This window comes from Stenotrophomonas sp. YJH_SMC_80, from assembly GCF_059372495.1.
The window spans coordinates 74797-95978 of the sequence record NZ_JCAFVP010000007.1 but is presented as its reverse complement, the minus strand read 5'-3'; the positions used below and the strand labels follow the sequence as shown (position 1 = coordinate 95978).

The following is a 21182-nucleotide window of genomic DNA, read 5'->3' as shown; positions in this document are numbered from 1 at the left end:
GATCAGGAGTTCTGCTGCACAGGGTAGCCGCCCTGGAGGCAGACAGGGCCGGATGCCGATGGTCACTGGCGCCAGCGTCCCGCTTGCAGCACCCTGCGGGCGACCCACTACAAGGATCGCCGGCTCATGGATGCAGCATGCGCATTGCCCCGTTCCGCCCACCGTCGGCAGTGGCCGATTGTACTGGTCATCCTCCTGCTGGCGCCGCCATTGCTGTTCGCCGCCGCTCTGCTCTGGCCGCTGTCGGCTCCGCCGTTGCCCGAGCCGGGCAACAGCCGCGTGATCGTCAACGCGCGGGTGGTGGACGTGGCGCGCGGCCAGGTCAGCGAACCCACCACCGTGACAGTGCGCCACGGCACCATCACTGCCATTGGGGAAGATCCGCAGGACGCGCGGCTTCCCGTGCTCGACGCCGGCGGCCGCTGGCTGCTGCCCGGTTTCTGGGACATGCACACCCATGCACTGCAATTGTCGCCGCAGCTGCAGTTCCCGCTGATGCTGGCCAACGGCATCACCGGCACCCGCGACATGATGGACTGCCCGCAGACCACCGATCCGCTGATCGCCTGCGTGGCCGACAAGCGCCGCTGGACCGCACAGGCCATTGCCGGGCAGCAGGTTGCACCGCGCTTCGTACAGATCGCCAGTTTCTACTTCGAAGATCCGTCACTCACGCCGGAGGCCGCCGCTGCGCGTGCACGGACGTACAGCGCGCGCGGGGTCGACGCGTTGAAGGTCTACAACCGGCTGCGTGCGGACACCTATCAGCGGCTGGCCACCGAGGCGCAGCAGCTGCGCCGTCCGTTGGTCGGCCACCTGCCCAAGGCGGTGCCTCTGGACGACGCGGTGCAGGCGGGCCAGCGCAGCTTCGAGCACGCCCATCTGTTCGTGCGCCACTGCTTCGACAACGCGGCGGCATGGCGCGGTGGCACGCTCGACGGCGAAGACCCGATCGTATTGGCCGAACGCATGGTTGCCAGCTATCAGCCCACGCTCTGCAACAAGGCGTTCGCTTTGATGCAGGCCAGCGGTGCCGCGTTCGTACCGACCCATGTCACCCGCGAAGAAGATGCACGCGCAAGCGACCCCGCCTTCGTCGACGATCCGCGCCTGGCCTATCTGGACCCGCTTTCACGCTGGGCGTGGCGTGATGACCTGCAGGCCACCGCAGCGCGCTATCCCGGCCGACGCGGCCAAGACGCACTGAAGACCTACTTCGAGCATGGCCTGGCTCTCACCGGTGCGGCCCATCGTGCCGGCGTCACCGTGCTGGTCGGCACCGATACCGGATTGGGCGGCTTCCGCTACCACGATGAACTGCAGTGGCTGCGACAGGCCGGCCTGAGCCAGGCCGACGTGCTGCGCGCAGCTACGCTGCAGGCCGCACGTCATCTGCAACGGCAGGCATCGCATGGAAGCGTCGAGGTCGGCAAAGCCGCAGACCTGGTGCTGCTTGATGGCAACCCGCTGCACGACATCGCCAATACCCGCCGCGTGCATGCCGTGCTGCTGGCCGGCCACCTCTATGACCGCCCGCGGCTGGATGCGCTACAGACTTATGCGCGCAGGCAGGCACGCTCGCCCGCAGTGATGGCACGCCTGCTGTGGGGATTCATCACCAGCCCGGTCAGTGCCGAGCTGTAGCGGCAGCTACAACGCCATCCGCTCGCGCAGTTCACGTGCCTGCCGCCGCGATACCTCCACCTCGCTGCCGTCGTCCAGCGCCAGGTCGTAGCCATCAGCGATGCTGGGCGTCACGCCTCGGATGCGGCGCAGGTTGACCAGCGTGTTGCGGTTGGCACGGAAGAACAACTCCGGCGGCAGGCGTGCTTCCAGCGCGCTCAGGCTGCGGGTCAGCAGGGCGTTCTGGTCGCGGAACCATAGCCGTGTGTAGTTGCCATCCACCACCAGCCGACGGATCTCCGAGACCGCGACGAACCAGCAGCGTTCGCCCTCGCGCACGAACACCTGGTCCTGCGCGCCCAGCGTGCTGCGCGGCTCCGGCGTTTCGCCCGCCACCACCTCGCGCTGGCGCGCCCGCTGCAACGCTTCCAGCAAGCGCGGCGCCTCGACGGGCTTTACCAGATAGTCCAGCGCATTGGCCTGGAAGGCGCGCACCGCGTAGGTGTCGTAGGCAGTAACGAAGACCACCGCCGGCACCGTCTCCAGCCCATCCAGCACATCGAAGCCGCTGCCGGAGGGCATCTGCACATCCAGCAGCACCAGGTCCGGCGCCAGTGTGGCGATCGCCTCGCGTGCAGCGGGCACATCGTCTGCTTCGCCCACGCACTGCACCCACGGCAGCGCCGACAACAGCGTGCGCAGCTCCTGCCGCGCCAGCCGTGCATCATCAACGATCAACACACGCAGCACGCCACTCATTGCGGAATCTCCAGCAGGGCCTGCATGCGGTCGCCGACCGGCTGCAGGGTGAAACGACCCTGCGTGCCGAGCTGCGCACGCAGGTAGGCAAGGCCGACGCCATGGCCGTGGGCGGGTTCGCTGACGCCGCCCAGCGGATTGTCGACCTGCAGACGCAGCACATCATTGTCCAGCGTGGCGCGGATCTGCATCTCACCGCCGCCCGGGCGGCTGGCGATGCCATGCTTGATCGCGTTCTCCACCAGCAACTGCAGCGCCATCGCCGGCAGCTGTGCCTGCAGGGCATCGGCATCAATGTGCTGGCTTACCTGCAGGCGCTGTTCGAAGTGGACTGCCTCGATGGCCAGGTAGTCGTCCACGACCACCAGTTCCTCGGCCAGGGTGACCTGCTCGCTGCGGTTGTGTGCCAGCGCCTGGCGCAGCGTGCGCGACAGGCGGGTGACCATGTCGCGCGCACGCTCCGGGTCTTCCAGGATCAGCGCACGCAGGTTGTTCAGCGCATTGAACATGAAATGCGGGTTGAGCCGTGCACGCAGTGCATCGCGCTCCAGCGCGCTGCGCTCGGCCTCGGCACGCAGGCGCGCCAGTTCCGCACTGCGTATCCGGCGCAGGCTGTGCAGGCCTGCCCAGAGCGCTGCCCACAGGGCCAGCATCACCGCAGTGGTGTACCAGTAGAGCAGCAGCGCCTTGGGGCTGAAGTCGGCTGTCTGCCGCCCCAGGCTCACCCAGTTCCAGGCCAGCGCCGAGCGCAGCGCGATGTTCACCAGCAGCTGCGCCACTGCCGCGCCCAATGCCACCGACAGCGCCAGCCGCAGCAACAGCCCGGCCGTGCCGCGCGCCCACCAGTCGGCACGCAGCGCCAGCGCGCGGATGGCACCGCTGCACCCGAACAGGGCCAACGCCAGGCCCAGCGTGATCAACACGCCTGCGCTTCCGGCATCGCTGAAATAGGCCTGGCGCAGGCCGATTCCGGCAACACCATAGAGCGCCCACACCAGCGCATTGAGCAGCCAGAAGCGTACCGTCGAGGAGGAATCCGGCATGTCCATTCCGAGGCGTGTTGAAACTCAGTGGTGGTGGTCGAGGAAGGCCTGCACCTGACCGCGCAGCCAGCGCGGATCATCCCACATCAGGAAGTGGAAACCCTGCGCGCTCATCGCGATCTGCACGCCCTGCAGTTTCGCGTACTGCGCCTGGAACACCGCGCGCGTGCTGTCCTCGGTGCCGCCCATCGGCTGGTAGCCGGCCCAGCTGCCCAGCACCAGCGTCGGTGCGGTGATCGAGGCGATGCTGTCACGCAGGTCGGTGGTCATTACCGCATGCATGGCGTCAGCGGTGGTCTGGCGGTCGCTGGCTTCGCCCCAGCGCCCCAGCTCGGCCTGCCGCTGCGGATCGCGGGTCATGCCCGGCAGGCCGGCCTTCAGCTGCGCCTGCCACTGCGCGGCATCGGCGGCGAGCATGCCCTTGCGCAGCTGGTCAGCCATTGGCCGCACGCTGTCTGAGGTGGCGTTCGGGTCACGCGCGGCCGGCAGGAACGGCAATGCGTCGACCACCACCAGCGCACTGACTGCCTTCGGCTCGGCCTGCGCCATCTGCAGCCCCAGCAGGCCGCCAAGACTGTGGCCGATCACCACCACCGGGCCCAGCTGTTGGTCATGCAGGTAGGCCAGCAGCTGCCCGCGCATGGCCGGCAGGAATTCGGCCGGGCGCGGGTCGGCGGGCGCAGCGCCGGCAAAGCCCGGCAGCTGCACCAGATGGCACTGCACGTCCTTCAGCGCCAGGCAGGTCTCGCGCCAGACCTCGGCGCTGCTGTTAAGACCGGGGATCATCAGCAGTGGACGGCCCTTGCCGACCACCTCGACCTGCACCTTGCCGGTGCCGGTGGCGGCCGCCGCATGCGCCGAGCCGGAACCGAGCACGGCCATCGCCATGCCGATCATCGCCAGCCGGGCCAGGGCCTTCATTGCGTACCAGAGTGCCAGGAAGATCTTCATCGTCTGCTCCTTCATTGGGTGGGTGGTGCCGGGATGGGAGCAGCGTGGGCCTGGCGGAGGCACCCCGGTTGCGATTTCGGAGCAGCGGCCGCACGGCGGGGCGAACGGTCGCGGGCCGGGGACGGCGGGCTCTCACGCAATCTTCAAGAATCCATCTTGATGAAGAGATATACTGCTTCGCACCGACCGCCGCCATCCGCGCCATGACCGCCATCAGCTTCGAGTTCTATCCGCCCAAGACCGACGAACAGCGCAGCCAGCTGGACCGTGCTGCGGCCAAGCTGAAGGACTACGCCCCCGAATACGTGTCGTGTACCTTCGGCGCCGGTGGCTCGACCCTGAGCTACACCTCCGAGACCGTGCGCCACCTCAACCAGCACCATGGCTTCGATGCCGCGCCGCACCTGTCGTGCGTGGGCGGCACCCGCCAGGAGATCCGCGAACTGCTCAAGCTGTACCGCGCCATCGGCTGCCGTCGCCTGGTCGCGCTGCGCGGTGACCTTCCCTCGGGCATGGGCTTCCCCGGCGACATGCGCTACGCCGCCGAGCTGATCGACTTCATCCGCACCGAGCATGGCGATGCGTTCCACATCGAAGTGGGCGCGTATCCGGAAACGCATCCGCAGGCGACCGATGCGCTGGCTGACCTGAAGCACTTCAAGGCCAAGATCGATGCCGGTGCCGATGCGGCGATCACCCAGTACTTCTTCAACCCGGATGCCTACTTCCACTTCGTCGATGAAGTGCGCCGGCTCGGCGTGCAGGTGCCGATCACGCCCGGCATCATGCCGATCGCCAACTTCAGCCAGCTGCGCCGCTTCTCCGAGCAGTGCGGCGCGGAAATACCGCGCTGGATCGGCCGCAAGATGCAGGCCTACGGCGATGACGCCGAGTCGGTACGTGCATTCGGCACGGAAGTGGTGGCCCGGCTGTGCCAGCGCCTGATCGAAGGCGGCGCGCCCGGCCTGCACTTCTACACCTTGAACCTGGCCAAGCCGACCACCTCGGTGCTGAAACTGCTACGGGGCTGAAAGCACGCCATGCGGACCGGATCGGCGCTACCCTGCGAGGATGATCCGGCTTTCCTTCCTGCTGTTGCTGCTGCCGCTATGCGTGCTGTCGAGCGTCGCCCACGCACAGTCCACGCGCCTGAACCGCTGCACCGATGCGCAGGGCCAGAGCGTGTATACCGACCGGCCCTGCGACAGCGTGGGTGCACGGTCACGGCTGCCGCCGCCCTCCCCCACCGGCAATACCGCAGCGCGCGACACGCTGGGTGCACGTTGCCCGCGCCGGCTGAGCGAGCTCGTGGACGCATTGCGCAACGGCATCCTCAGCAACGACGTCAATCGGCTGTCTTCACTGTACCTGTGGGGCTCGGTGTCCGACGCGGGCGCGCAGCGCATTCTCGGCCAACTGGAATCGTTGGCGCGGCGGCCGCTGGTGGACGTGGTGCCGGTGTATCCGTGGCAGGACCAGGTCGCAGAGCCGGAGGAGGGTCAGAGCCCTGCTGCGCAGGGGTCCGACCCTGAGCCGCCGGCCGTGCGCCATCCGGTCGGCCTGCGCCTGGAGCAGACGTTGCCGGGCAGCGTGGCGCGCGCCTCGACGGTGCTGGGATTGCGGCGGCAGTACGGGTGTTTCTGGATCACGCTGTGATCGGGAGGGGTCAGAGCCCTGCTGCGCAGGGATCTGACCCCGCATGCCGGCTCACTCCGGCCACAGCCCGCGAATGGCGGCAATGCCTTGCCCGCCATGGCGACGCGCTTCGGCGATGTGACCGCGACCCACGCCGCCCAGCGCATAGATCGGCAGTGACACCTGCGCGCGCAGCTCGGCGAAGGCATCCCAGCCCAGCGGTACCGCGTCCGGATGGCTGGCCGTGGCCTGCACCGGGCCCAGCACGGCGAAGTCGCAGCCCAGCTGCTGTGCGGCCTGCAGCTGCTGCAGGTCGTGGCAGGATGCGGCCACCAGCTGGCCTTCGGGAAGTGGACGCTGCGACAGTTCCTGCAACTGCTCGCTGCCCAGGTGTACGCCCACGCCCAACGCACGCGCCAGTTCGATATCGCGATTGAGCAGCCACTGCACCCCACTGCGACGATGCGCGCGCACGGCCTGTTCGACCATCGCCTGCCGCTGCGGATGCGCCGTCGGCAACCGCAGCTGGATGCGCTGCTGGCCCGCGGCCACCACGCGCTGCAGCTGTTCATGCCAATGCTGCACGCCGCCCTCATCATCGGCCGGCGCCGGGGTGATCAGGTAGCTGTCGGGCTGGCGCAGGGCAGCCACCACCGGCAGGTCGGCCGGTGGCATTGAATAGCGGCCCAGCTTGTCCGGCGCCACCCAGGTGATTGCCTGGCCCTCCCGCCCACGCGGTGTCCCCTTCCAGCTGCGCACGTGGCGCACCTCCAGGGTCAGGTGCTTGTCCGGATAGCGCTGCGGCACATCCATCAGCCACTCGCCGACATCGGCCTCGATGCCCAGTTCCTCGCGCAGCTCGCGCACCAGCGCCTGTTCGGAGTTCTCGCCGGATTCGCGTTTGCCGCCGGGAAACTCCCACAGGCCGGCCATGTCGCGGTTCTCGGTACGGCGGTTGAGCAGCACGCGGCCACGGGCGTCGGTGATGACGGCGGCCACGACATGGATCGATCGGGTGGGGGAAGGCATGGGGGGAAGCATGCCCAGAACAGGGCGGCCGGCGCAATCACGGATGCGCTGCAACTCCCCTGCCACAAACGAAAAGCCCCGCTTTCGCGGGGCTCTTCGGCATCAGCTCAGCTGGCCGTGGCAGTGCTTGTACTTCTTGCCACTGCCGCACGGGCACGGATCGTTGCGGCCGATCTTCGGCTCGTCGCGCTGCATCTGCGCCACGCCCTGCTGGGCAGCCTGCACCTGCGCGGCTTCCTCGTCGGCGCTGTAACCGCCCACGTCCTGGTGCTGGAACTGCGACTGGCTCAGGCGGGCTTCGGCCTGCTGGCGTTCGGCCGCTTCCAGCGCCTGCACTTCCTCGTCGCTGCGGATGCGCACGCGCGACAGCAGGGTCACCACTTCGCGCTTGACGTTTTCCAGCATGTCCGAGAACAGCTCGAAGGCTTCCTTCTTGTATTCCTGCTTGGGCTGCTTCTGCGCGTAACCACGCAGGTAGATGCCCTGGCGCAGGTAATCCATGCGCGCCAGGTGCTCCTTCCAGCTCTGGTCCAGCACGGTCAGCATCACGTGCTTCTCCAGCGCGCGCATGGTTTCTTCGCCCACGCCGGCTTCCTTCTCGGCGAAGTGCTGGTTGACGCGTTCCTGCACCTTGGCGGCAATCGCCTCGGCGTCCAGCTCCTCGTGTTCCTTGACCAGGTCGGTCAGCGACATCTGCAGGCCGAAGTCCGACTCCAGGGTCGCTTCCAGGCCACGCAGGTCCCACTGCTCGTCGATCGAGTTCGGCGGCACGAAGCGGGCCACCACGTCGAAGATCACATCGTCGCGGATGCCGTCGACGTTGTCCTTCACCGACTCGGCGTCCAGCAGTTCGTCGCGCTGGGCGTAGATCACCTTGCGCTGGTCGTTGTTGACGTCGTCGAAGTCCAGCAGGTTCTTGCGGATGTCGAAGTTGTGGGCCTCGACCTTGCGCTGCGCCTTCTCGATCTGGCGGCTGACCAGGCGGTCTTCGATGACGTCGTCTTCCTTCATGCCCATCATGCGCATGGCCTTCTGCACCCAGTCGGAGGCGAAGATGCGCATCAGATTGTCTTCCAGCGACAGGTAGAAGCGGGACGAACCCGGGTCACCCTGGCGGCCCGAACGGCCACGCAACTGGTTGTCGATACGGCGCGACTCATGGCGCTCGGTGCCGACGATGTGCAGGCCGCCCGCCGCCTTCACTGCCTCGTGGCGCTTCTGCCAGTCGGCCTTGACTGCGGCCTTCTGCTCGTCGGTCGCGTCCTCGCCCAGCGCGTGGAGCTCTGCTTCCAGCGAACCGCCCAGCACGATGTCGGTACCACGGCCGGCCATGTTGGTGGCGATGGTCACCGCGCCCGGACGGCCGGCGTTGGCGACGATGGTCGCTTCGCGGTCGTGCTGCTTGGCATTGAGCACTTCGTGCTTCACACCGGCCTTGCTCAGGTGCTCGGACAGCATTTCCGAAGTTTCAATCGAGGTGGTACCGACCAGCACCGGCTGGCCGCGCTTGGCGCACTCTTCGATGTCGGCCAGCACCGCATTGAACTTGCCCTTGCGGTTGAGGAACACCTGGTCCGGGCTGTCCTTGCGGATGGTCGGGCGGTTGGTCGGGATCACCACCACTTCCAGGCCGTAGATGCTCTGGAACTCGAAGGCTTCGGTATCGGCCGTGCCGGTCATGCCGGACAGCTTCTTGTACATGCGGAACAGGTTCTGGAAGGTGATGCTCGCCAGCGTCTGGTTCTCGCGCTGGACCGGCACGCCTTCCTTCGCTTCCACCGCCTGGTGCAGGCCATCGGACCAGCGGCGGCCGGCCAGGGTACGGCCGGTGAACTCGTCGACGATGACCACTTCGCCGTCGCGCACGATGTAGTCAACGTCACGCTGGTAGATCGCGTGCGCGCGCAGGGCGGCGTTGAGATGGTGGACCACGGTCAGGTTCTGCGCCGCGTACAGGCCTTCGGTTTCGCCGTTGAGGATGCCGGCTTCCACCAGCAGCTGCTCGGCGTGCTCCATGCCCGCTTCGGACAGGTGCACCTGCTTGCCCTTCTCGTCGACCCAGAAGTCGCCCTCGCCGTCTTCCGCTTCCTGCTTGACCAGGTGCGGCACGACGCGGTTGACACGGATGTACAGCTCCGGGGAATCGTCGGCCGGGCCGGAGATGATCAGCGGGGTACGCGCTTCGTCGATCAGGATGGAGTCGACTTCGTCGACGATGGCGTAGTGCAGGCCGCGCTGGTAGCGGTCGGCCTTGGACAGCGCCATGTTGTCGCGCAGGTAGTCGAAGCCGAATTCGTTGTTGGTGCCGTAGGTGATGTCGGCGGCGTAGGCTTCGCGCTTGTCGCTGTGCGGCATGCCCGGGTAGACCACGCCCACGCTCAGGCCCAGCCAGTTGTACAGCTTGCCCATCTGCGCGGCGTCGCGGCGGGCCAGGTAGTCGTTCACGGTGACCACGTGCACGCCCTTGCCTTCCAGCGCGTTGAGGTACACCGGCAGGGTCGCCACCAGGGTCTTGCCTTCACCGGTGCGCATTTCTGCGATCTTGCCCAGGTGAAGCACCATGCCGCCGATCAGCTGCACGTCGTAGTGGCGCATGCCCAGCACGCGGCGGCCGGCTTCGCGGCAGACCGCGAAGGCTTCCGGCAGCACCTTGTCCAGGGCTTCACCGTCAGCGATGCGCTGCTTGAACTCCGGCGTCTTGGCCTGAAGCTGCTCGTCGGAAAGCTTCTCGATCTCCGGCTCCAGCGCATTGATCTTGGCGACGATGCGGTTGAGCTGGCGCAGCTGTCGTTCGTTACGACTGCCAAATACGCGGGTAAGCAGGCTGTTGATCATTGAAGGAACCGGGTTGGATGGACACGACGCCCGGCCTCCCCCTTGGGATCCGTCCGCCGCAAACGAAACAGGGCGCCTGGCGCCCTGTCGATGGCAACACCCATTGTAGCTTGGGACGGGCGGCTGAGGTTTCAACCCCGAGGGGTAGTGCCGGCCGCTGGCCGGTGACCCGCGATGCTGCCGAAGATCATGAGGTTGCCGGCCAGCGGCCGGCACTACCAGATCAACCGCATCGGGTCAAAGCCCTCCCGCGGCGCGGAAGGGATCCGACCCGGGCATCAGCCGCGGCTGATGCGGCCGACCGGCGTGTTGCCGCCGTCGCCGAGGAACTTGCGCGGGTTGACCACGTTGCCGTTCTCCCACACCTCGAAGTGCACGTGGGCGCCGGTCGAACGGCCGGTGGAACCGGCCTTGGCCACTTCCTGCCCGGCACGGACCAGGTCACCGGCCTTCACCACCAGGCGCGAATTGTGCGCGTAGCGGGTGACGTAGCCATTACCGTGGTCGACATCGACCACGTTGCCGTAGCCGCCCTTCACGCCGGCGAAGCTGACCACGCCTTCGGCCACGGCCATCACCGGGTCGCCGACCTTGGCGTGGAAGTCCATGCCCTTGTGGGTGGCGGCACCGCGGCCGAACGGGTCGGCACGGGTGCCGAAGCCGGAGGTCACGTAGCTGTTGCGGATCGGCATGCGCGACGGCACGGCGTTCTGCTGCAGCTGGTGGTCGAACATCAGCGATTCCATCACCGACAACTGGCGGCCTGAAGCAGCGAAACGCTGCTCCAGCACCTGTAAGTCGGCGTTGACGTCCTTGACCGGGATGTCGCTGGTCGGGCCGCCGGCATCGCCGTCACCGAGGCCAGGGGTCTCGTTGAAGTCGAACTCGCCGTCTTCCAGCTTGCCCATCTGGGTCAGCCGTTCGCCAAGGGCGTTCAGGCGGGTAGCCTGCGCCTGCAGCTCGCCGAGGCGTGCCGCCAGCGCGTTGACCTGGGTCTGCGCATCGCGCTTGACCTTGGCCAGTTCCGCATCCTGGCGCTCGACCTTGGCCTGCAGCCGGGAATCATTCAGCGCGCTGGCGCCAATGCCGCCAGCAAGGCCGATAATGCAGCCTACCCCGAGCACGCTGCCCAGCAGGGCGCGGGGGCGGTCCTCGAAATAGAACCGCAAACGCGCGATCGGCGACGACTTGGCCTGTCCTTCACGCGTTTTGATTACGATCTTTTTGAATGCCATCAGTGAGTTTTCATGTCTGAGCCGAAATCCAGCGTTCGCCCCGCGTCAGTGCCGAAGCCGGCGCTGGATGCGGTGATGGCGGACAAAAGCGGGAACCCGCTGCGGCGTGCCTTGTGGCTCGACGCGCTGGACCGTCAGTTGCGCCCCCAGTTGCCGCCACCTCTGCGCAGCCGTTGCCGGCTGGCCAATGTGGACGGGGAACACCTCGTTTTTCTCGTCGAGTCCCCGGTCTGGCATGCCAAGTTGCGGCTTGCCGAAGCCCAGTTGCTCGACGCGGCCCGTTCCATCGGGCTGAAGGCCACCAGGGTGACCATCAAGACTGCGTCTCCCACTCCCACGCGCTCCCCAGCGCTCGACAACCGGAATGGACCCCACGCAGTTTCAGCCGCCACGCACAAAGGGCTACGCGACGCCTTGGCTTGCCTGCAGGACGTTCCTTCGAAGCCGAAGAAGCGGTCCTGACGACAACGGAGCATCCGGCTCCGCTCCCCGTCGCGCGTGTCACCACGGCGTGAAACATTTCGGGGGCCGGGTCGCATCCTAGCTGCCATCCGGGGGCCTGTCGTTAGATTGTTGTTAAAACTGCGTTAAATTCAGGCTTCCGATCCAACAGGTTCACAAAACCGTGACCTCGAACCGGCCTTGACGCGTGTCAAGCATGCTGAATGCGCCGAACACGCCTGAAACGACAACGCCGCCCTGGAAGGCGGCGCTTTTGTCTTTTAATTCAACAGCCTACAGAAATCAAGCGTAGGCCGGAGTGGCATATTCCACCGGATCCGGCGTCGCCGGCGAGTCGAAACTGACCCATTCCCAAGCAGTGGCGTCGGCCATCAGCGCCCGCACCAGCTTGTTATTGAGGGCGTGACCGGACTTGAAGCCTTCGTAGGCACCCAGCACCTGGCCACCGGCCAGGTAGAGGTCGCCGATCGCATCGAGGATCTTGTGGCGCACGAATTCGTCGGCATAGCGCAGGCCGTCTTCGTTGAGCACGCGGAACTCGTCCAGCACGATGGCGTTGTCCATCGAACCGCCCAGGCCCAGGTTGCGCTCGCGCATGTATTCCAGGTCGCGCATGAAGCCGAAGGTGCGCGCGCGGGAGATTTCCTTGGTGTAGGCCAGCGTCGAGAACTCGATTTCCTGGCGCGACTGCTTGGCCGGAATCATCGGGTGGTCGAACTGGATGGTGAAGCCCAGCTTGTAGCCCTCGTACGGGCTGAAGCGGGCCACCTTGTCGCCCTCGGTCACTTCCACGGTCTTCAGCACGCGGATGAAGCGCTTGGGCGCATCCTGTTCCACGATGCCCGCCGACTGCAGCAGGAACACGAACGGGCCGGCCGAACCGTCCATGATCGGCAGCTCGGCCGAGGACAGTTCGACAATGATGTTGTCCACGCCCAGGCCGGCCAGCGCCGACATCAGGTGTTCGACGGTCTGGATCTTGGCGTCGTTGCAGGTCAGGCCGGTGCAAAGGGTCACTTCGGTGACCAGCTCGGCCTTGGCCGGCACTTCCACCACCGGGTCCAGGTCCACGCGGCGGAACACGATGCCATGGTTGACCGGTGCCGGGCGCAGGGTCATGTAGACCTTGTCGCCGCTGTGCAGGCCAACGCCGGTGGCGCGGATCGTGTTCTTGAGGGTGCGTTGCTGGATCATGGGGGATGGACCGGAAGTGACACATTAGATTAACACGCACGGTCCCCTACCCCGGCTGAAAGGCAGGCAGGACACACCGGCGCGCCAATGGGACGCACATGAAGCAGGGCGGCCGGGCCCATCCTGGCCCGGCGCCCGCGTTTTCAGGACATGGTGGCGCAACCCGGGGAGGACAACCCCGGGCCGGCCCGCTCAGTCCGCCTGGCGGCGCAGGAACGCCGGGATGTCCAGGTAATCGTTCGGAAGTTCTGCCGCGGCCGGGGCCGAAGAGGACGGCGCCGACGGGGCCGAAGCCGCCGCGGTATCGCTGCTGGCGCGACGCAGGCCCAGGCCCATGCCGCCGACGGCCTTGGACACGGCGTCGCCGCCGTTGTCGAAGTCGCCGAACTCCGGCTGGCCGGTGGTGGCGTTGCGGACCAGCTTGATCGGCGCGCGCTCGCCCGGACGCTGGGCCTTGCTGGCCGACACGCGGTTCAGGCCGGTGGCAACCACGGTCACGCGCACTTCGTCCTGCATGTCCGGGTCGAGCACGGTGCCGACCACCACGGTGGCGTCTTCCGAAGCGAAGCCGTCGATGGTGCGGCCGATCTCGTCGAACTCGGCCATGGTGAAGTCCGCACCGGCGGTGATGTTGACCAGGATGCCGTTGGCACCGGCCAGGTTCACGTCGTCCAGCAGCGGGTTCTGGATGGCCGATTCGGCAGCGGCCTGGGCGCGGTCATCGCCACGGGCGGTGCCGGTACCCATCATCGCCAGGCCCATTTCGGACATGACGGTGCGCACGTCGGCGAAGTCGACGTTGATCAGGCCCGGACGCACGATCAGGTCGGCGATGCCCTGCACGGCGCCCTGCAGCACGTCGTTGGCGGCGCGGAATGCCTGGATCATGGTCGCATTGCGGCCCAGCACGGTGATCAGCTTCTCGTTCGGGATGGTGATCAGCGAGTCGCAGTGCTGGCTCAGTTCCTCGATGCCCTTCAGCGCCACCTGCATGCGGCGACGGCCTTCGAACGGGAACGGCTTGGTGACCACGGCCACGGTCAGGATGCCCATTTCCTTGGCCAGCTGCGCCACCACCGGTGCAGCGCCGGTACCGGTGCCGCCGCCCATGCCGGCGGTGATGAACACCATGTCCGCGCCCTGCAGGGCGTCCATGATGCGCTCACGGTCTTCCAGCGCGGCCTGGCGGCCGACTTCCGGGTTCGCGCCTGCGCCCAGGCCCTTGGTCACGTTGGTACCCAGCTGCAGCTGCAGCTTGGCACCGCAATTCTTGATGGCCTGCGAGTCGGTGTTGGCGGTGATGAATTCCACGCCGTCCACCGCCGAGTTGACCATGTGCGCCACGGCATTGCCGCCGCCGCCGCCCACGCCAACCACCTTGATCACCGCATTGGGTGCCATCTTTTCGATCAGTTCAAAATGCGCCATGTCCGTGTCCTCGTTGTATCCGCTTGTCGGTGGCATGGACGGTCGGGCCTCCTGCCTTCGCGTGTCATGTTGCCGTTGCGGCTGTGTGGGTTGTGTATTGCGTTGCTGCGTTGTGATGCGGGTACTGCAGGTGCTGCGCCGGGTGACCCCGGTGTTACGGGTTCCGCGTCAGAACTCGCCGCGGAACCAGGTCTTGAGTTTCTTGAACATGCTTCCGGCGCGCCCGGTCGGCAGCGACGGCCGCCGCGGGTGCTCGATCTGGCTGCCCATCAGCAGCAGGCCCACGCCGGTGGCATGCACCGGGTTGCCCACCACTTCGCCCAGGCCGGTAACGTGCTGCGGGATGCCCACGCGCACCGGCATCTGCAGCATTTCCTCGGCCAGCTCGACCACGCCTTCCATCTTCGAGGCACCACCGGTCAGCACCATGCCGGCGCGCACCAGTTCCTCGAAGCCGGACCGGCGCAGTTCGGCCTGCACCATCTCGAAGATTTCCTCGTAACGGCCCTGCACCGCCTGCGCCAGCGAATGGCGCGGCATGCGGCGCGGCGGACGGTCGCCCACCGACGGCACCTGGATGCTTTCCTCGGCGGTGGCCAGCTGGGCCAGGGCGCAGGCGTAGCGCACCTTGATCTGCTCGGCTTCCGGGGTGGGCGTGCGCAGCATGTGCGCGATGTCATTGGTGACGTGGTCGCCGGCGATCGGCAGCGAAGCCGTGTGGCAGATCGCGCCCTGCACGAACACCGCGATGTCGGTGGTGCCGGCGCCCATGTCGACCAGCACCACGCCCAGCTCGCGTTCGTCGGCGGTCAGCACCGCAACGCTGGAGGCCAGCGAGGACAGCACCAGGTCGTCCACCTGCAGGCCGCAGCGCTGCACGCACTTGCTGATGTTGGCCGCGGCCGACTGTGCGCACACCACCAGGTGCGCATGCACCTCCAGGCGCACGCCGGTCATGCCGACCGGATTGCGGATGCCTTCCTGCGAATCGTCCAGCACGTACTCGCGCGGGATCGCGTGCAGGATCTTCTGGTCGGCCGGAATCGCCACCGCCTTGGCCGCATCGAGCACGCGATCCAGGTCGCCCCAGGTCACTTCCCCGTCGCGGATCGGCACGATGCCCGGCGAGTTCTTGCACTGCACGTGGTTGCCGGAGATCGAGGCGTACACCGAGCGGATCTCGCAGCCGGCCATCAGCTCGGCTTCTTCCACCGCGCGCTGGATCGACTGCACGGTCGATTCGATGTCCACCACCACGCCGCGCTTCAAACCGCGCGACTCGTGCGAGCCGATGCCGATCACTTCGATCGGGTTGCCCGGCGAATACTCGCCCACCAGCGCCACCACCTTGGAGGTGCCGATGTCCAGGCCAACGATCAGCGATTTGTCACCCTTGCGATTCATGTCCTTTCCTGCGTGCTTCTGGCCGGGGTCGCCGGCGTTTTCGCCGGCGTGGCCGGGGTACCCCAGCTCAGCGTGAAACCATTGGTGTAACGGAGGTCGGCGCGCTCGATCGGCGCGTCCTGACGGTTGAGCTGCGGCAGTACCTTGACGAAGCGCTGCATGCGCGAGCGCGCGTCGTCGCGGCCGACCACCACTTCGGTGCCGTTGCTCAGCACCAGCGACCAGCTGCCGCGTGCATCCATCGTCACCCGGCGCACATCGACGCCGGCCGGTGCGAACAATGCACGCGAGTCGCTGTACAGCTTCATCACTTCTTCGGTCTGGCTGTCCGGGCCATCCAGTTCGGGCAGCGCAAGGTCGGCCAGCTTCTTCGGCGTGGGGAACAGCTTTCCCTGCTCGGAAACCAGGCGGTCGTTGCCCCAGCGCGCGAACGGCTTGTGCTCGACCAGGGTTACTTCCAGCACATCCGGCCACTGCTTGCGTACCCGTGCGCTTTCCACCCACGGCAACTTTTCCAGTGCGTCCTGGGCATCCTGCAGCTTGACCGCGAAGAACCCGGCGCGCGCATACGGCAGCAGCACCTGCTGCAGCTGTTCGGCCGGTACCCGCTTGAACTCGCCATGCACGCGCAGCTTCGCCAGCGGCCAGCGCTCGGCGCCGACCCAGCCATTGACCACGGCCACCACCGGCAGTGCAACCACCGACAGCGCCAACAGCCAGACGAAGATGCGCAGCACCGCGTTCATGCGTGCGAGGCCTCCAGGGTCTGTTCCAGCACGCGCCACACCAGCTCTTCGAAGCTGATGCCGGCCTGGCCTGCGGCCTTGGGCACCAGCGAATGGCTGGTCATGCCCGGCGCGGTATTCACTTCCAGCAGGAAGAAGCGGCCGCTGCTGCGGTCGCGCATCACGTCCACGCGGCCCCAGCCACGGCAGCCAGCAGCGCGGAACGCGGCCAGCGCGATGCGGCGGATTTCCTCTTCGTCGCCACCGTCCAGGCCCGGGCACAGGTACTGGGTGTCCTCGGCGATGTACTTGGCGTTGTAGTCGTACCACTGGCCCTTGGGCACGATGCGGATCGACGGCAGCGCGACGTCGCCGAGAATGGCCACGGTCAGTTCGTCGCCGACCACCATCTGCTCCATCAGCAGCTGGCCGTCGTAGCGCGCAGCCAGGGCCACGGCCTCATCCAGGCCGGCGTCGTCGGTGACCCGGCTGATACCCACGCTGGAGCCTTCGTTGGCCGGCTTCACCACCACCGGCAGGCCCAGCTCGGCCGCCAGTGCATGCACGTTCGATGCGTCGACCTTGCGGTATTGCGGGGTCGGCAGGCCCAGCGACAACCACACCTGCTTGGTACGGATCTTGTCCATGCTCAGCGCAGAGCCCAGCACGTCCGAGCCGGTGTACGGCACGCCGAAGGCGTCCATCAGGCCCTGCACGATGCCGTCCTCACCACCACCGTTGTGGCCGTGCAGGATGTTGAACACACGGTCGATGCCGCCGGCAGCCAGCGCCTTGGCCAGCGCCGGAATGCCATCCACCGCGAACGCATCGACACCGCGCGACTGCAGTGCTTCCAGTACGTTGCGGCCGGAATCCAGCGACACCTCGCGTTCGCTGGAAGTGCCACCGAGCAGCACGGCGACGCGGCCGAATACAGCCGGGTCGGTCACGCGCAGCGGCGGGAAGGTCAGCGCGCTCACGCCTCGCCCTCCCCCTTGAAGCCTTCCACCGCGATGTGGGTAGCCACGGCGCCGATGTCGCCCGCCCCCATCATCAGCAGCAGGTCACCGTCCTGCAGCACGTCCGGCAGCACGCTGGCCAGCTCGGCGGCCTTGCCAACCACCACCGGTTCGCTGCGGCCGCGCGCGCGGATGGCGCGGGCCAGCGCATGCGAGTCGGCACCGGCAATCGGTTCCTCGCCAGCCGGGTAGACCTCGCTCAGCACCAGCGCATCGACGCTGGACAGCACTGCGGCGAACTTGTCGAACTGGTCGCGGGTTCGGCTGTAGCGGTGCGGCTGGAAGGCCACCACCAGGCGCTTGTCGGCCCAGCCACCACGGGCGGCGGCGAACACGGCTTCCAGCTCGCTCGGGTGATGACCGTAGTCATCGATGATGCGCACCTTGGCGCCACTGGCGGTGGTCACTTCGCCCAGATCGTTGAAGCGACGGCCGACACCGGCGAAGCCTTCCAGCGCACGCGCGATGGCGTCCGGGGCCACGCCCAGCTGCCAGCCCACTGCGGCGGCGGCCAGTGCGTTGAGTACGTTGTGCCTGCCCGGCAGTGCCAGTACCACTTCCTGGCTGGTGCCCTGCGGCAGGCGCAGGGTGAAGCGCATGCGCGACCCTTCCTGCACCACGTTCTCGGCGCGCACGTCGGCCTGCGGGCTCATGCCGTAGCTCATCACGTGGCGCGGGGTCCTGGCGGCCAGCGCAGCCACTTCCGGGTCGTCGATGCACAGCACCGCCAGGCCATAGAACGGCAGGCGCTGCAGGAACTCGGCAAACGCCGCCTGCACGCGGGCAAAGTCGTTGCCGTAGTTCTCCAGATGATCGGCATCGATGTTGGTGATGATCGACATCAACGGATTCAGGCGCAGGAAGCTGCCATCGCTTTCGTCGGCCTCGGCCACCAGCCACTGGCCACCACCCAGCTTGGCGTTGGCGCCGGCGGCCAGCAGCTGGCCACCAATCACGAACGTCGGGTCCAGGCCGCCTTCGCTCAATACCGCAGCGGTGAGGCTGGTGGTGGTGGTCTTGCCATGCGTACCGGCCACGGCGATGCCGCGACGGAAGCGCATCAGCTCGGCCAGCATGGCCGCACGCGGCATGATCGGAATGCGCTGGCTGCGCGCTTCCATCAGTTCCGGGTTGTCTTCGCGGATGGCGCTGGAGACCACCACGCAGTCGGTGCCCAGCACGTTGGCCGCCGAGTGGCCGCGCATGATGCGCGCACCCAGGCTGGCCAGGCGGCGGGTCGCCACGTTGTCGGCGTTGTCCGAGCCGGACACTTCATAGCCCAGCGTCAGCATCACTTCGGCGATACCGCTCATGCCGGTGCCGCCGATGCCGACGAAATGCACGCGCGGGAACGCGCGCACCAGGTCGTTGGTGTCGTGCAGGCGGCGGATCATGCGCGGCCTCGCGCAGGGCAGGCGCGGTGGCATGCCTTCTTCATACAGCTTCCTCGAGAATGATATCGGCGATGCGCTCGGCGGCATCGACCTTGGCCAGGGCACGCGCGGCTTGCGCCATCTGCATGCGGCGGGCGGGATTTTCGGACAGATCGCGCAGCAGTGCGGCAATGCCGTCGGCCAGCGTTCCGTCCTGCTTCAGCAAAACCGCTGCGCCGCGCTCGACCAGGTACTCCGCATTGCGGGTCTGATGATCGTCGACGGCAGCGGGGAATGGCACCAGCACACTGCCGACACCGACCGCGCACAGCTCGGCCAGCGTGGACGCGCCGGAGCGGCATACGACCAGATCGGCCCAGGCAAACGCCTCGGCCATGTCGGCGATGAACGGGGTGATCTCCGCCTGCACGCCAGCCTTGGCATACGCCTCGACCGCTTCGGCATGCATCTTCTCGCCGCTCTGGTGGCGCACCTGCACCGGCACTGTGGCGCCCAGCGCAGCGATAGCCTGCGGCACGCCGGTATTGAGCGCGCGTGCACCCTGGCTGCCGCCCACCACCAGCACGCGCAGCGGACCCTGGCGGTCGGCGAAGCGCTGTTCCGGCGGTGCGATGGCGGCGATCTCCGCACGCACCGGGTTGCCGACAAACTCCTCGCCCTTGGCGAAGGTGCCTGGGAAGCCGGTCAGCAGACGGCGTGCATAGCGCGACAGGATGCGATTGGTCAGGCCCGGTGCGCGGTTCTGCTCATGCACGATCAGCGGCAGGCCATGCAGGCGCGTGGCCATGCCGCCGGGACCGGAGGCGAATCCACCGAAGGCCACCACCGCACGCGGCTGGCGCTTGCGGATGATCATGCCGGCCGCGCGCAGCGCGCGCATCAGCCGCCACGGCGCGCCCAGCAGGGCCAGCTTGCCCTTGCCGCGCAGGCCGGTGATGGCCAGCGTGTCGATCGGAATGTCGTGCTGCGGCACCAGACGGGTTTCCATCGCACCGTCGGCGCCCATCCAGGTGACCGGCACGCCGCGCGCGCGCAGCACGCGGGCCACGGCCAGGCCGGGGAAGATGTGACCGCCGGTACCACCGGCCAGGATCATCACCGGGCGCACGTTGCCGGTGGCTGTGCTCATGACAGCCTCCCGAAGGTCGGTTCGATGCGCGACTGCAGGCGGCTGGTGCCACGCGCAGCGTTCGCTGCAGCGGCAGCCACCGGCTCGGCGCTCATCGGTACGCTGGCGGCCACCGGCGCGGCCGGCTCGTCGCTCGGCTCGGCAGCGGCGTCTTCGGTGCCGCCGATGCGCACGGCCTGGCGGCGCTCGGCGCGCTTGAGTTCATATGACACGCGCAGCAGCAGGCCCATCGCCACGCAGGTCATCAGCACCGACGAGCCGCCGGAAGAGATCAGCGGCAGGGTCAGGCCCTTGGTCGGCAGGATGCCCAGGTTCACGCCGATCGAAACGAAGGTCTGCATGCTGATCCACAGGCCGATGCCGAAGGCGATGTAGCCGGAGAAGTGCCGCTTCATCTCCACGCAGCGCATGCCCAGCCAGAAGGTCCGGCCGACCAGCAGCGCGTACAGGGCCACGATCACGCAGGTGCCCAGGAAGCCGAATTCCTCGGCGGTGACCGAGAAAATGAAGTCGGTATGCGCTTCGGGCAGGTAGTACAGCTTCTGCACCGAGTTGCCCAGGCCGACGCCGGTCCACTCGCCACGGCCCACCGCCATCAGCGCGTTGGACAGCTGGTAGCCGTCGCCCTGCTGGTCGGCCCACGGGTCCAGGAAGGAGGTGATGCGGCGCATGCGGTACGGCTCGATGATCGCCAGTGCGCTCATGCCGACCAGGCCGATGATCACCGGCATCGACATGCGCGGCATGTTCACCCCGCCCAGCACCAGCATGCCGGCGGTGATCGCCAGCAGCAGGGTGGACGAGCCGAAGTCCGGCTGCAGCAGCAGCAGCACCACCAGCGCCCCGGCCACGCCCAGCGGCTTGAGCATCGCCGGCCAGGTCGCGTTGACCTCGTCGCGGAAACGCACCAGGTAGCTGGACAGCCAGACAATGTAGAGCACTTTCACTGCTTCGACCGTCTGGAACTTGGAGATGCCCAGGTTGATCCAGCGGCGCGCACCGTTGACCGTGCTGCCCAGGCCCGGTGCGAACACCGCCAGCAGCAGCACGAAGCAGCCCAGCAGCAGCATCTGGTTGTACTGCTCGATGGACTTCAGTTCAGTGCGGGCGGCGATGACCGCCAGCACGATACCCACCGCCAGGAAGATCAGGTGGCGGTTGAGGTAGTAGAACGGACTGCTCATCAAGGCGATCGAGCTGGACGCCACCATCACCACGCCCACGCCGGTGAGCGCGATGATCGCGCCCAGCAGCCACTTGTCGTAGCTGCCTTCGATGGCTTCAAGGCGTGTTGCCTGGCGGGACAGGTCGTTCATC

Annotated in this window: 17 protein-coding genes and 1 pseudogene; 4 read left to right on the top strand and 14 right to left on the bottom strand. The window is 67.3% G+C overall.

Annotated features, from left to right (window positions below; translation table 11 throughout):
• Positions 1-126: 126 nt before the first annotated feature.
• Positions 127-1644 carry an amidohydrolase family protein gene (locus AC5P99_RS13220; protein WP_164221720.1) on the top strand — a complete coding sequence of 506 codons (1518 nt, stop codon included), beginning with the start codon at positions 127-129 and terminating at the stop codon, positions 1642-1644.
• Between the two features lie 6 nt (positions 1645-1650).
• Here AC5P99_RS13220 and AC5P99_RS13215 read toward each other — a convergent pair whose 3' ends face one another.
• From AC5P99_RS13215 to AC5P99_RS13205, 3 genes are read right to left on the bottom strand one after another with little or no spacing between them, the layout of a single operon-like run.
• Positions 1651-2382, bottom strand: a complete 732-nt coding sequence (locus AC5P99_RS13215; protein WP_005408094.1) for a LytR/AlgR family response regulator transcription factor — start codon at positions 2380-2382, stop codon at positions 1651-1653.
• Complete coding sequence (locus AC5P99_RS13210) at positions 2379-3425, bottom strand: sensor histidine kinase (RefSeq protein ID WP_099605852.1); 1047 nt, start codon at positions 3423-3425, stop codon at positions 2379-2381. Before AC5P99_RS13210 ends, AC5P99_RS13215 begins: the two co-directional genes overlap by 4 nt.
• A 24-nt stretch (positions 3426-3449) precedes the next feature.
• Positions 3450-4376: an alpha/beta fold hydrolase gene (locus AC5P99_RS13205; protein WP_099605838.1), complete on the bottom strand. Its 927-nt coding sequence runs from the start codon at positions 4374-4376 to the stop codon at positions 3450-3452.
• 203 nt (positions 4377-4579) lie between these two features.
• On the opposite strand from AC5P99_RS13205, the gene metF reads away from it, so the two are divergent.
• Complete coding sequence (gene metF / locus AC5P99_RS13200; protein ID WP_012479162.1) at positions 4580-5407, top strand: methylenetetrahydrofolate reductase [NAD(P)H]; 828 nt, start codon at positions 4580-4582, stop codon at positions 5405-5407.
• A 40-nt stretch (positions 5408-5447) separates the two neighbouring features.
• Positions 5448-6032, top strand: coding sequence for a DUF4124 domain-containing protein (locus AC5P99_RS13195; protein ID WP_049451417.1), 585 nt, complete (start codon positions 5448-5450; stop codon positions 6030-6032).
• A gap of 51 nt (positions 6033-6083) precedes the next feature.
• Here AC5P99_RS13195 and AC5P99_RS13190 read toward each other — a convergent pair whose 3' ends face one another.
• From AC5P99_RS13190 to AC5P99_RS13180, 3 genes are all read right to left on the bottom strand, one after another.
• Positions 6084-7040: a Nudix family hydrolase gene (locus AC5P99_RS13190; protein ID WP_322534330.1), complete on the bottom strand. Its 957-nt coding sequence runs from the start codon at positions 7038-7040 to the stop codon at positions 6084-6086.
• A 102-nt stretch (positions 7041-7142) separates the two neighbouring features.
• Positions 7143-9875: a preprotein translocase subunit SecA gene (gene secA, locus AC5P99_RS13185; RefSeq protein WP_005408088.1), complete on the bottom strand. Its 2733-nt coding sequence runs from the start codon at positions 9873-9875 to the stop codon at positions 7143-7145.
• A gap of 278 nt (positions 9876-10153) precedes the next feature.
• On the bottom strand, positions 10154-11110 hold the full coding sequence (locus tag AC5P99_RS13180) for a M23 family metallopeptidase (RefSeq protein ID WP_005408087.1): 957 nt from the start codon (positions 11108-11110) through the stop codon (positions 10154-10156).
• 12 nt (positions 11111-11122) lie between these two features.
• On the opposite strand from AC5P99_RS13180, the gene AC5P99_RS13175 reads away from it, so the two are divergent.
• On the top strand, positions 11123-11572 hold the full coding sequence (locus AC5P99_RS13175; RefSeq protein ID WP_005408086.1) for a DciA family protein: 450 nt from the start codon (positions 11123-11125) through the stop codon (positions 11570-11572).
• Positions 11573-11854: 282 nt separating this feature from the next.
• Here AC5P99_RS13175 and lpxC read toward each other — a convergent pair whose 3' ends face one another.
• From lpxC to ftsW, 8 genes and pseudogenes are all read right to left on the bottom strand, one after another.
• Entirely contained in the window at positions 11855-12766 is a 912-nt protein-coding gene (lpxC, locus tag AC5P99_RS13170; RefSeq protein WP_005408085.1) for a UDP-3-O-acyl-N-acetylglucosamine deacetylase, read from the bottom strand.
• Between the two features lie 192 nt (positions 12767-12958).
• Positions 12959-14194: a cell division protein FtsZ gene (gene ftsZ / locus AC5P99_RS13165; protein WP_005408084.1), complete on the bottom strand. Its 1236-nt coding sequence runs from the start codon at positions 14192-14194 to the stop codon at positions 12959-12961.
• A 168-nt stretch (positions 14195-14362) separates the two neighbouring features.
• On the bottom strand, positions 14363-15598 hold the full coding sequence (ftsA, locus tag AC5P99_RS13160) for a cell division protein FtsA (protein ID WP_005408083.1): 1236 nt from the start codon (positions 15596-15598) through the stop codon (positions 14363-14365).
• Positions 15599-15666: 68 nt separating this feature from the next.
• Positions 15667-16344, bottom strand: a pseudogene (locus tag AC5P99_RS13155) (cell division protein FtsQ/DivIB); the annotation flags it as partial.
• Positions 16341-17303 carry a D-alanine--D-alanine ligase gene (locus AC5P99_RS13150; protein ID WP_049402364.1) on the bottom strand — a complete coding sequence of 321 codons (963 nt, stop codon included), beginning with the start codon at positions 17301-17303 and terminating at the stop codon, positions 16341-16343. The gene AC5P99_RS13150 and the pseudogene AC5P99_RS13155, both read right to left, overlap by 4 nt.
• Complete coding sequence (murC, locus tag AC5P99_RS13145) at positions 17300-18736, bottom strand: UDP-N-acetylmuramate--L-alanine ligase (protein WP_005408080.1); 1437 nt, start codon at positions 18734-18736, stop codon at positions 17300-17302. Before murC ends, AC5P99_RS13150 begins: the two co-directional genes overlap by 4 nt.
• A gap of 40 nt (positions 18737-18776) precedes the next feature.
• Positions 18777-19865, bottom strand: coding sequence for an undecaprenyldiphospho-muramoylpentapeptide beta-N-acetylglucosaminyltransferase (murG, locus tag AC5P99_RS13140; RefSeq protein ID WP_088436074.1), 1089 nt, complete (start codon positions 19863-19865; stop codon positions 18777-18779).
• Positions 19862-21181, bottom strand: a complete 1320-nt coding sequence (gene ftsW, locus AC5P99_RS13135; RefSeq protein ID WP_005408078.1) for a putative lipid II flippase FtsW — start codon at positions 21179-21181, stop codon at positions 19862-19864. Before ftsW ends, murG begins: the two co-directional genes overlap by 4 nt.
• Position 21182 lies beyond the last annotated feature (1 nt).

Bases quoted from the DNA above. Each gene is read 5' to 3' on its own strand.
- ftsW (WP_005408078.1), bottom strand. From the start codon at position 21,181: ATGAACGACCTGTCCCGCCAGGCAACACGCCTTGAAGCCATCGAAGGC.
- AC5P99_RS13180 (WP_005408087.1), bottom strand. From the start codon at position 11,110: ATGGCATTCAAAAAGATCGTAATCAAAACGCGTGAAGGACAGGCCAAG.
- AC5P99_RS13220 (WP_164221720.1), top strand. From the start codon at position 127: ATGGATGCAGCATGCGCATTGCCCCGTTCCGCCCACCGTCGGCAGTGG.
- ftsZ (WP_005408084.1), bottom strand. From the start codon at position 14,194: ATGGCGCATTTTGAACTGATCGAAAAGATGGCACCCAATGCGGTGATC.
- AC5P99_RS13205 (WP_099605838.1), bottom strand. From the start codon at position 4,376: ATGAAGATCTTCCTGGCACTCTGGTACGCAATGAAGGCCCTGGCCCGG.
- AC5P99_RS13175 (WP_005408086.1), top strand. From the start codon at position 11,123: ATGTCTGAGCCGAAATCCAGCGTTCGCCCCGCGTCAGTGCCGAAGCCG.
- secA (WP_005408088.1), bottom strand. From the start codon at position 9,875: ATGATCAACAGCCTGCTTACCCGCGTATTTGGCAGTCGTAACGAACGA.
- AC5P99_RS13195 (WP_049451417.1), top strand. From the start codon at position 5,448: ATGATCCGGCTTTCCTTCCTGCTGTTGCTGCTGCCGCTATGCGTGCTG.
- murC (WP_005408080.1), bottom strand. From the start codon at position 18,736: ATGATCCGCCGCCTGCACGACACCAACGACCTGGTGCGCGCGTTCCCG.
- metF (WP_012479162.1), top strand. From the start codon at position 4,580: ATGACCGCCATCAGCTTCGAGTTCTATCCGCCCAAGACCGACGAACAG.
- murG (WP_088436074.1), bottom strand. From the start codon at position 19,865: ATGAGCACAGCCACCGGCAACGTGCGCCCGGTGATGATCCTGGCCGGT.
- ftsA (WP_005408083.1), bottom strand. From the start codon at position 15,598: ATGAATCGCAAGGGTGACAAATCGCTGATCGTTGGCCTGGACATCGGC.
- AC5P99_RS13215 (WP_005408094.1), bottom strand. From the start codon at position 2,382: ATGAGTGGCGTGCTGCGTGTGTTGATCGTTGATGATGCACGGCTGGCG.
- AC5P99_RS13190 (WP_322534330.1), bottom strand. From the start codon at position 7,040: ATGCCTTCCCCCACCCGATCGATCCATGTCGTGGCCGCCGTCATCACC.
- lpxC (WP_005408085.1), bottom strand. From the start codon at position 12,766: ATGATCCAGCAACGCACCCTCAAGAACACGATCCGCGCCACCGGCGTT.
- AC5P99_RS13210 (WP_099605852.1), bottom strand. From the start codon at position 3,425: ATGCCGGATTCCTCCTCGACGGTACGCTTCTGGCTGCTCAATGCGCTG.